We start from the raw sequence: 10420 nt of genomic DNA, 5'->3' as shown, positions 1-10420 counted from the left end.
GCCCGGGTGGTGGAAACCGCCAAGGCCATCAATATCCCGAACGACCAGCGCCTGTTGCTGGTGGAACCGCAGGAATTCGTCATCGACGGCCACGAGGTCAAGGAGCCGATCGGCATGAGCGGCGGCCGGCTGGAGGTCAAGGTCCATATCGTGACCGGCGCCCAGAGCGCGGCGGAAAACATCGTCAAGTGCGTCCGCCGCTGCGGGCTGGAGGTCGAGCAGCTCGTACTGAACCCGAGCGCCTCCAGTTTGGCTGCACTCACTTCCGACGAGCGGGACCTGGGCGTGGCGCTGGTCGACATCGGCGCCGGTACCACCGACGTGGCGATCTTCACCGGCGGCTCGATCCGCCATACCGCGGTGATTCCGATTGCCGGCGACCTGATTACCAGCGATATCGCGATGGCGCTGCGCACCCCGACCAAGGATGCGGAGGAAATCAAGGTCGAGCATGGCGTGGCCAAGCAATTGCTGGCCGATCCCGCCGACCAGGTCGAAGTCCCGGGTTTGGGCGATCGGGCGCCGCGCATGCTGTCCAAACAGGCACTGGCCGGGGTGATCGAACCGCGCGTGGAGGAAATCTTCTCCCTCGTGCATCAGGTCATCCGGGATTCCGGCTACGAGGAACTGCTGTCCTCGGGCATCGTGCTGTCGGGCGGTTCATCGGTCATGCCGGGCATGGTCGAACTGGCCGAGGACATTTTCCTGAAACCGGTGCGTCGCGGGAATCCGACTTACGGCGGCGCGCTGTTCGACATGGTTGCCAATCCCCGTTCGGCGACCGTGATGGGTTTGTTGGAGGAAGCGCGGCTCTCGCGCACACGGGGATTCAAGGCGGCGCAGCAGGCGGGTTCGGTGAAGACCCTGTTCGGCCGCGCGAAAGATTGGTTCCTGGGAAATTTCTAAGAAGCCGGAACTCATCGGCTCACGCTTTCTTTACGACGTTCGAGGGTTTTGCCCCCTAAAAAAGGGCCGATCCCACTTCTATTTTGCTGATGGCAACTGCACAATATGGACAGGAGGTTTGATATGGCGATCGAGATGATCGAAGAGTTTGATCAGGGCACCCAGATCAAGGTGATCGGCGTGGGCGGCGGCGGCGGCAACGCGGTCGAGCACATGATCAGCCAAGGTGTCCAGGGCGTGGAATTCATCGTGGCCAACACGGATGCCCAAGCCCTGAATCGCTCCAAGGCCGATCAACTCCTGCAACTGGGCCATACCGGCTTGGGCGCCGGCGCGAAACCCGAGGTCGGCAAATCGGCCGCCGAGGAAGCGGAAGCCCGCATCCGCGAATCCATCACCGGCGCGCACATGCTGTTCATCACCGCCGGCATGGGCGGCGGCACCGGCACCGGCGCGGCGCCGGTGATCGCGCGCGTGGCCAAGGAGATGGGCATCCTGACCGTCGGCGTGGTCACCAAGCCGTTCGAGTTCGAAGGCAACCGCCGTGGCAAGGCCGCGGACCTGGGCCTGCAGGAGCTCGAGGCGAATGTCGATTCGCTGATCGTCGTGCTCAACGACAAGCTGCTGGAAGTGCTGGGCGACGACGTCACGCAGGACCAGGCCTTCGCGCACGCCAACGACGTGCTGAAGAACGCGGTCGGCGGCATCTCCGACATCATCCACATGCCGGGTCTGGTCAACGTCGACTTCGAAGACGTGAAGACCGTGATGAGCGAGCCGGGCAAGGCGATGATGGGCACGGCCGTCGCGGCCGGTCCGGACCGCGCGACCAAGGCCGCCGAAGGCGCCGTGGCCTGCCCGCTGCTGGAAGGCATCGATCTGTCCGGCGCGCGTGGCGTGCTGGTGCTGATCGCGGCGAGCCGCAACAACTTCAAGCTGGCCGAGAGCCGCAACGCGATGACCGCGATCAAGCGCTACGCCGCTGAAGATGCGCACATCATTTACGGCACCGCCTACGACGAATCGCTGGGCGACCAGCTGCGCGTCACCGTGATCGCGACTGGCCTGAGCCAGCGTTCCGCGGCGCGCCAGCAACCGCAGCTCGTCGTCCAGCAGCCGCAGCTGCGCACCGGCACCGACAACATGCCGGTGCTGACGCAGCCGGTGGTGATGCCGGGCAGCGCCGCCGCGCAGGGCGCGCCGGCCGCCGCGCCGATGACGGCTTCGGACTTCGGCGGCATGAGCGTGCCGAGCGTGTGGCGCCACGGCCGCACCGCCGCCGCGAAGGTGGAGGCGCTGTCGTCCAACGGCATGGACGAGATCGAGATCCCGGCCTTCCTGCGCAAGCAGGCGGACTGAGACCGACCTCTTTCTCGAACGCCATCAGCTTGAAGGCCATGTCCCCTCGCGGGGGCATGGCCTCTTTTGCTTTTCGGAAGGCGGAACGACGGCGTCGCTGCGCCCCCATCCTTCGGGGGGAGGCTGTTGCAATTGAATGCTCGTGCCGCTGCGTGAACTTCGGCACACTGGCGCCCGATCACAAGACAGAGCGAATGCATGGTCCAGGGCGAGGATGGAATGTCGGCGGCGAGTGGGCCGGTCGCGCGGGTGCGGCAGGCATGGATGTCGCGTTCCTCGAAGCCGTCGATCCTGGCGTCGTCCATGGTGTCGTCCATGGCGCCGTTCCTCTTGCTCATGGTCTTCGCGCTGATGCTCGCGGCGCCGGTCACTGCGTGGTCTCAAGGGCGTGGCGCGAGTGGCGGTCAGATCGGTCCACCGGGCGATGCCGACAGCGGGACGCGAGCCGCACCGGGCGGCCCGGCCTCGAACGGGACGGCCTCGAGCTCGATGCCGCTCACCGGGGCGACGCGTGACACGCATGCCACGCGGGCGTCGCCCCTGGGGCCGGCGCGACCGGTGCCCGACAGCGGGCCGGCCGCTGGCGCCCAGCGCGCGACCGAGGCTGAGGTCGCGACCAGCGAGTGGACCCAGGACCAGCTGAAGGCCTGGTGGCGCGCGCTGCGCGTGATGGACGGCCAGGACGGCGCGCTGCCGCAGGCGCTGCTGCCGCCGTCGGACCCCGCCGCCTGGCAACCGGTGCGGCTGCCTGAATTCCAGCAGCGCGAGGCGACCACCACCACCGGCGCCGCCCCGCGCTTCCAGATGCGCTGGTACCGCCTGCGCTACGCGGCGCCTAACGGGCGCTGGCCCACCAGCGTCGCGCTGTACATGCCGCGCCTGGTGGCGCTGGCCGCAGCGGTGCTGGTCAAGACCGACGACGGCTGGCGGCCGGTCTTCGACAACCAGTCCGGCGCGCGCGAGCAATGGGTGCGGCCCTTGTGGGTGGTGCTGCCGGCGGCGCTGACCGAGATCCAGCAGGCGCGCGAGATCGAGGTCGTCATCGCCGTGCCGGTGATGCAGGCCGGTTATTACTCGGTGTCCAGCGTCTGGCTGGGCGCGCGCGAGGACCTGGAGCCGCGCCACGATCGCCGCTGGGTGCTGCAGATCGGCGTGCCGCAGGCCACCGGGCTGACGCTGGTGACGCTGGGGCTGTTCGCGCTGCTGCTCTGGTTCAAGCGCCGCGAGGATTCCTCCTACCTGCTGTTCTCGCTGGCCACCGTCGCCTGGCTGGTCCGCAACCTGCATTACCACCTGGACCTGCCGCGCACCCGCGACGCGCTCGAGTGGTTCTGGTGGGTGACCCATGCCTCGATGTCGTGGGTGATGCTGCTGACCTTCCTCTTCGCGCTGCGCTTCGCGCGGCAGCGCTTCGCGCGCTTCGAGCGCGGCATGGCGCTGTTCGTGCTGGTGTCCAGCCTGGCGTCGATGCCGCTATGGGGGCGCGGCTTCGACGCGCTGGTGCTGCTGCACATCTGCAACGCGGTGGTGGGCCTGGCGGGCACCGCCTTCGTGGCGAGCGTCGCCTGGCGCCAGGGCACGCGCGAGCTGCGGGTGATGGCGGCGGCGCTGGTGATCGGGGTGGCGCTCGGCGTCCATGACCTCGGCCTGCTGGCGGGCTGGTGGTGGCCGGAGCATGTCTACCTGATGCCGTTCGCGACGCTGGTGATCCTGGCGAGCTTCCTGTATGCGGTGCAGTACCGCTACATCGAGGCGCTGCGCCAGGTCGAGCGCGCCAACGAGGACCTGGCGCAGCGGCTGGAGGAGCGCAGCGTCGAACTGCGCGCGCAGCACGACAAGCTGCGCGAGGTCGAGCGCCAGCAGGCGCTGCTGCTGGAGCGGCAGCGGATCATGCAGGACATGCACGACGGGCTGGGCTCCTCGCTGCTGTCGGCGATGGTCGCGGTGGAGCAGGGCACGATGCCGCAGGAGCAGGTGGTGGACGTGCTGCGCGAATGCGTGGACGACCTGCGGCTGGTGATCGATTCGCTGGAGCCGGTCGGCCACGACCTGGTGTCGCTGCTGGCGACGATGCGCTACCGGCTGGGCAAGCGGCTGCAGCTGGGTGGTCTCAAGCTGGAATGGGACGTGCACGACCTGCCGCCGCTGGAATGGCTGGAGCCGCCCGACGCGCTGCATGTGCTCCGCCTGATGCAGGAGGCGCTGACCAACGCGCTCAAGCATGCCCGGGCGTCGCGGGTGCGGGTGGTCACGCGCGACCTGGGCAGGCGGGTGGAGATCCGGGTCGAGGACGACGGCGAGGGCTTCGACGTCGGCACGATTTCACAGGGGCGTGGCCTGCGTGGCCTGCAGCGCCGGGCGAAGGTGCTGGGCGGGTCCTTGCGGGTGGACAGCAGCCCGGGGCACGGCACGGTGGTGACGCTGCGATTGCCGGTGGCGCGCGCGGACCATGAGGCCGTCGTCCAGCAGGGTTGACCCCGATTTGGGAGAATGCCGCCCATGCTCAAGCAACGCACCATCAAATCGCTGACCCGCGCGGTCGGGGTCGGCATCCACAGCGGCCAGAAGGTGGAGATCACCCTGCGGCCCGCGGCGCCCGGCACCGGCATCGTGTTCCGTCGGGTGGACCTGGCCCAGCCGGTCGACATCCCGGTCAACACGCACAGCGTCTGCGACACGCGCATGGCCACGACGATCAGCCCCGGCGGCGATCCCGGCCAGCCCAAGGTGCAGACGATCGAGCACCTGCTGTCGGCCTGCGCGGGCCTGGGCATCGACAACCTGCTGATCGACATCAACGCCGACGAGGTGCCGGTGCTGGACGGGTCGGCGGCGAGCTACGTCTTCCTGCTGCAGAGCGCGGGCATCGAGTTGCAGAACGCGCCCAAGCAGTTCCTGCGGGTGAAGAAGCCGGTGGAGGTGCGCAAGGGCGAGGGCAAGAGCCTGATGTGGGCGAAGCTGGTGCCGCATCACGGCTACACGCTGAGCTTCCAGATCGAGTTCGACAACCCGGCGGTGTCGGCGACGGGCCAGCATTACGTGTTCGACATGGGCAGCGGCCAGTACAAGCGCGAGATCGCGCGGGCGCGCACCTTCGGCATGACCAAGGACATCGAGCTGATGCGCTCGCGCGGGCTGACGCTGGGCGGCAGCATGGACAACGCGATCGTGGTGGACGACTACCGCGTGCTGAATGCCGAGGGGCTGCGCTACGACGACGAGTTCGTGAAGCACAAGATCCTGGACGCGATCGGCGACATGCAGGTGGTGGGGCATCCGCTGCTGGCGGCGTACACGTCGTTCAAGGGCGGGCATGCGCTGAACAACCTGCTGCTGCGCGAGCTGCTGGCGGACGCGGAGGCGTACGAGATCGTGACCTTCGAGGACGAGCGCGACGCGCCCGCGGGGTTCGCCGAGCTGGCGCCGGCGTGGTGAGCGCACCGGACCCGCTCGCATGCTGATCGTCCGCACCGTCATCGCGCTGCTGCTCGTGGCGGGGCTGCTGTGTTTCGCGCTCTACATCGCCACCAAGCGCCCGGTCTGGCGCCGCCGCGCGATCCTGCTGATCAAGTGGACCGTGATCGCGGGCATCGGCGCGTTCTCGGTGCTGATCCTGGAGCGGTTGATCCTGCTGGTGTGACCCCCTGACCGGCCGCCGCCCGCCGCTTCATCCTTCTTCACCCGCTCGACACCACCGGGCAGCTTGTCGACCTCAGCATCCCCCAGCGGCCGGGCCTTCCTCCGGTCGCCATACGGGGGGATGTATGAAAAGGGCACTGGCGGCAATGGTCCGCTTCGGCGGTGTTGGCATTCTTGGCCTGCAGTTCTGCGCTGGCGCCCTCGCGGCGCCGCTGGAGCCCGACATCCAGCGCCAGGTGCGCGAGGCCACCTTCGAGGTCGTCGTGCCCAAGCCGGCCGAGGAGTCCATCCGCTACGACAAGCCCTGGCACGAGCTGCTGCCCTATCAGATGCGCGCCGACAAGTACGTGTCGGTCGGCACCGCCTTCGCCATCGGCGATCACCAATTCGTCACCGCCATGCATGTGCTGATCGCCTCGTTCGGCGATTCGCGCGGCGAGCCGATGCTGCGCGACGCGGCCGGCAAGCTCTATCCGATCGCCCAGGTCACCAAGGGCTCCGTCGACCAGGACTTCGCGGTGTTTACGCTGGCGAATCCGCCGGACAGCGTCGCCGCGCTGCCGCTCAATGAGAAGCCGGTCCTCAACGGGACGGTCTATGCCGTCGGCAACGCGCTCGGCGAGGGCGTCGTCATGCGGGAAGGGAACTACACCTCCGACACGCCGGAGGAGGACAGCGGCCGCTGGTCGTGGATGCGCTTCTCCGCGCCGATCTCCGGCGGCAACAGCGGCGGACCGCTGGTCGACGCCTCGGGCCGCGTGATCGGCATCGTGCGGGCGATGCGCACCACCGAGAACACGCTCAACATCGCCGTCCCCATCGCGCTCGTGAAGCGCGCGCCCGACGGCGTGGTGAGCGCGGACACGCGCGGCGTCACCGGCTTCGCCGTCTTCGACAAGACGCGATCGGCACGCTTCAAGGTCGACATCCCCGCGCCCAAGCGCTTCGCCGAGCTGTCGCAGGCCTACATGAAAGCGGCCGACGAGTTCAATGCCGCCCAACTGCGGGACCTGCTCGCCGAGAACGCCAACGACACCTTTCCTCGCGGCAGCGGCAGCGACCGGCTGCTGCACGGCTTCTACGAGCGCAGCGCGCCCGGCATCGTCGTGCAGAACGGCAACGGCGACTGGGTGATCACGCAGCCGCACTACACGCGGCTCGATCTCGGGCACGAGGGCTGGCAGGATTCGGCCGAGTTCAAGGGCTACCTGGTGTTCCACCGACACCGGCCCGAGGGCATCGATCCGGCCAAGTGGTATGCCGATCCCCGCATGGTCAGAGACCTGGTCCTCAAGGCGTCGCCGGGCACCATCCACGTCAACGCGGAGACGATCAAGGTGGCCTCCTTGGGCAACCCGACCGAGGACACCCGCTTCACCGATGTCTGGGGCCGGGTCTGGCAGGTGCGGCTCTGGCACGTCACGACCTGGTTCGGCAGCGACTGGATGATGGCGTTCGACCTGCCGGTGCCGGATGGCTCGGTCGGTTTCGAGGCCCGGGCGGGCGCGCTGGGCCTGGCCGGGCAGATCGACCGGATGAAGCGGATGACCGGCTTCTTCGCGGCCTCCTACGAAGGCAAGCTGTCCGACTGGAACCGCTTCCTGCAGCAGGGGCCCCTGCTGCCGAAGCCGCTGGCGGAGCCGGTGCTGAAGGTCGACTATGGACGCAGCTTCGCGTTCGACGACCGTCGTCTGGCGTTCACCTACGGGCCCGAACTGCAGAAGATCGAACCGGGTGGTCGGCTGCGGCTGGACCTCGCCTTCCAGCACGCGCCAGCGGGGGATGAACTCCGCATCGCCGGCGTCGTGGCCTACAACCCCGACGAGAAGACCGAGATCGATGTGTTCCGGCACGGGACGCCCGCCGAGTCCGGCAGCGAGGCGGTGAAGCGCGAGTGGAGCAAGCGCCTGCGCCACGCGCATCCCTATGACGGCGTCGCGGTGAGCGCGAACGACCGGCAGATCATCAGCGCGATCCCCGGCGTCGCGGACGCACAGCCCGCGCCGGAGGTGCTCTACACCTTCCAGTACCGGGCGGAGACCGGCACGTCGCAGGACCAGATGAAGGCCAAGCTCGACCTGCTGATGCAGGCGGCGAAGGTCAGCGAGCATTGATCAGCGGGCGGGCGGCATCCGGCCCCGTCCCGCTCACTCCTCCAGCGCCTGCAGCTGCACCAGGCGCTGGTAGATGCCGCCCTCGATCGCCATCAGCGCCTCGTGCGTGCCGCGTTCGGACAGGCGGCCGTGGTTGAGCACCACGATCTGGTCGGCGTCGCGGATCGTCGACAGGCGGTGCGCGATCGCGATCACCGTCACGCGGCCGCGCAACGCGCGCAGCGCCTCGCCGACCTGCGCCTCGGTCGCGCTGTCGATGTTGGCCGTCGCCTCATCGAGCAGCAGGATGCGCGGATTCCCGGCCAGCGCGCGCGCCAGCGCGATCAGCTGCTTCTGTCCGGTGGACACCGCCAGCCCCCCGTCGCCGAGCCGGCTGTCGTAAGCCTGCGGCAGCGCGCTCAGGAAGTCGTGCGCCCGCGCCGCGCGAGCCGCCGCCTCGAGCTGCTCGTCGGGGATCGCCCGGCCCATGCGGATGTTGTCGCGCACGCTGCCGGCGATCAGGTAGGGCTCCTGCGGCACCAGGCCCAGCGCCTCGTGGAAGGTCTCGTCGGGCAGCTGGGCCAGCGGCTGGCCGTCGATCAGGATGCGGCCCTGCTGCGGTTGATAGAAGCGCAGCAGCAACGCCAGCAGCGTCGACTTGCCCGAGCCCGTGTGGCCCGCGATGCCGACAAAGCTGCCGGCGGGGATGTCCAGATCCAGGTCGCGCAGCACCGGCTGCTCCGGCGTGTAGGCGAAGTGCAGGTGCTCGAAGCGGATCGCGCCGGCGCCGACCACCAGGTCCGGTCGGTGCGAGCGCGGCTCGGACGGCTCGCGCAGCAGTGCGCGCACCCGCGATGCTGCCACCAGCGCCTGCTGCAGTTGGCTGAACTGCATCGTGATCTGGATCAGCGGCTCGACGACCCGGGCGATGTAGGCCAGGAAGGCGTAGAGCAGGCCGACCTCCATCCCCGACAGCTCGCGCTGCCCGAAGCCGTAGATCACCGTCACGATCAGCAGCACGTTGAGCAGGTCCAGCGCCGGCCGCAGCAGCCAGGCATTGGCGCGCAGCTCCTGCACGCGCGCCTGCAGCTGCGCCTGGTTGGCCGTCTCGTAGCGCGCGGCGAAGCGCTGCGCGGCGCCAGCCGACTGCAGCATCGCCATGCCTGCCATGCTCTCGGCCATCTGCGCGTTGAGCTCGGCCCGCAGCGCCCGCGCCTTCTGCACCGGGCCGCTGCTGGCGCGCTGGTAGAGCCAGATGATCCCGGAGCTCGCCGGCACCAGCGCCAGCACGATCAGCATCAGCCGCCAGTCCAGCCATGCCATCGCGACCAGCGCGCCGGCCACGACGATGGTCGAGTCCAGCATCACGAACAGCACCTGCCGGTACAGGTTGTTGACCGCGTCCGTGTCGTTGGTGATGCGGCTCAGCAGCTGGCCGGTGATGCTGCGGTCGAAGAAGGCCATCGGCTGCGCCAGCACATGGGCGTAGACCTGCTCGCGCAGGCGCAGCACCGAGCGCTGCGCGACCGCCGCCATGCGCCGCAGCTGCGCGTAGCGCAGCAGGCTCGCGGCCCAGCCGGCCAGCAGCATCGCGCCCAGCAGCAGCGCCATCGGGCCGAGCGAGAAATCGCGCGGCAGCACGTGGGTGTCGATGAAGTGCTTGCCGAGGATGGGCCCGATGGCCTCGAGCGCGGCCGCCACGACCAGCCAGCCCAGGCCCTTGGCCAGGCCGCGGCGCTCCGGTGCGGCGGCCTGCGCGAGCAGCGCCAGCGCCTCGCGCGGCGAGTGGCGGTCGGGCTGCGTCTTGCTGTCCGTGCCGGACGCGGTCTCAGGCGGCGTCAAGGCTGGCCTCCAGTTGTTGATAACGCCATTGGCCGGCGTACCAGCCGCCCAGGGCGATGAGGTCCTCATGCCGGCCGCGCTCGACGATCCGGCCCTGCTTCAGCACGACGATCTCGTCGGCCTCCATCACCGCCGAGAGCCGGTGGCTGACGATCGCCAGGCTGCGCTCCGGATGGCGCTCCCGCAACTCGCGCCAGTGGTCCAGGATCTGCGTCTCGGTGCCGCTGTCCACGGCCGACAGCGCGTCGTCCAGCAGCAGCACCGGCGCCTGCGCCAGCAGCGCCCGCGCGATCGCGACGCGCTGGCGCTGGCCGCCGGACAGCGTCACGCCGCGCTCGCCGACCAGCGTGTCGTAGCCCTGCGGCAGGCGCGCGATGTCGTCATGGACGGCGGCCAGCTCGGCCACCGCCAGGATCTGCTCGCGCGTCGCGTCCGGGCGCGCGAGCGCGATGTTGTCCGCCACCGAGGCCGAGAACAGGAAGGGCTCCTGCGGCACCCAGGCCAGCCCGCGCCGCAGCGCGTCGAGCCGGATCTCCGGCGCTGGGATGCCGCCCAGGCGCACCGCGCCGGCATCCGGTTCG

The 10420-nt window shown here is 69.3% G+C and carries 8 protein-coding genes; 6 read left to right on the top strand and 2 right to left on the bottom strand.

Annotation, left to right across the window (positions count from 1 at the left end; all coding sequences use genetic code 11):
- The 6 genes from ftsA to FUT87_RS20810 form a co-directional block, all read left to right on the top strand.
- Nucleotides 1–906 (top strand): cell division protein FtsA (gene ftsA, locus FUT87_RS20835; RefSeq protein WP_147242255.1); only part of this gene is annotated, 906 nt, incomplete at its 5' end.
- A gap of 123 nt (nt 907–1029) precedes the next feature.
- Nucleotides 1030–2265 carry a cell division protein FtsZ gene (gene ftsZ / locus FUT87_RS20830; RefSeq protein WP_091725997.1) on the top strand — a complete coding sequence of 412 codons (1236 nt, stop codon included), beginning with the start codon at nt 1030–1032 and terminating at the stop codon, nt 2263–2265.
- 264 nt (nt 2266–2529) lie between these two features.
- Nucleotides 2530–4740 (top strand): sensor histidine kinase, encoded by a 2211-nt coding sequence (locus tag FUT87_RS20825; protein WP_186830666.1) that lies wholly within the window; start codon nt 2530–2532, stop codon nt 4738–4740.
- 24 nt (nt 4741–4764) lie between these two features.
- Nucleotides 4765–5700: a UDP-3-O-acyl-N-acetylglucosamine deacetylase gene (gene lpxC / locus FUT87_RS20820; RefSeq protein WP_091725987.1), complete on the top strand. Its 936-nt coding sequence runs from the start codon at nt 4765–4767 to the stop codon at nt 5698–5700.
- 19 nt (nt 5701–5719) lie between these two features.
- Nucleotides 5720–5905 (top strand): hypothetical protein, encoded by a 186-nt coding sequence (locus FUT87_RS20815; protein ID WP_091725981.1) that lies wholly within the window; start codon nt 5720–5722, stop codon nt 5903–5905.
- Nucleotides 5906–6029: 124 nt separating this feature from the next.
- The gene (locus FUT87_RS20810; RefSeq protein ID WP_186830374.1) at nt 6030–8018 is read left to right on the top strand and encodes a serine protease; all 1989 of its coding nucleotides are present in this window, start codon (nt 6030–6032) and stop codon (nt 8016–8018) included.
- Between the two features lie 33 nt (nt 8019–8051).
- On the opposite strand, the gene FUT87_RS20805 is transcribed toward FUT87_RS20810, so the two are convergent.
- Nucleotides 8052–9839: an ABC transporter ATP-binding protein gene (locus FUT87_RS20805; RefSeq protein ID WP_255511951.1), complete on the bottom strand. Its 1788-nt coding sequence runs from the start codon at nt 9837–9839 to the stop codon at nt 8052–8054.
- Nucleotides 9826–10420, bottom strand: a 595-nt coding sequence (locus FUT87_RS20800) for an ATP-binding cassette domain-containing protein (RefSeq protein WP_147242252.1), incomplete at its 5' end; no start/stop codon positions are given. The genes FUT87_RS20800 and FUT87_RS20805, both read right to left, overlap by 14 nt.

This window comes from Mitsuaria sp. TWR114 (assembly GCF_007997345.1).
The sequence above is the reverse complement of the archived record's forward strand: the minus strand, read 5'-3'. Positions and strand labels throughout refer to the sequence as shown.

Bases quoted from the DNA above. Each gene is read 5' to 3' on its own strand.
- ftsZ (WP_091725997.1), top strand. From the start codon at position 1,030: ATGGCGATCGAGATGATCGAAGAGTTTGATCAGGGCACCCAGATCAAG.
- FUT87_RS20825 (WP_186830666.1), top strand. From the start codon at position 2,530: ATGTCGCGTTCCTCGAAGCCGTCGATCCTGGCGTCGTCCATGGTGTCG.
- FUT87_RS20815 (WP_091725981.1), top strand. From the start codon at position 5,720: ATGCTGATCGTCCGCACCGTCATCGCGCTGCTGCTCGTGGCGGGGCTG.
- lpxC (WP_091725987.1), top strand. From the start codon at position 4,765: ATGCTCAAGCAACGCACCATCAAATCGCTGACCCGCGCGGTCGGGGTC.
- FUT87_RS20810 (WP_186830374.1), top strand. From the start codon at position 6,030: ATGAAAAGGGCACTGGCGGCAATGGTCCGCTTCGGCGGTGTTGGCATT.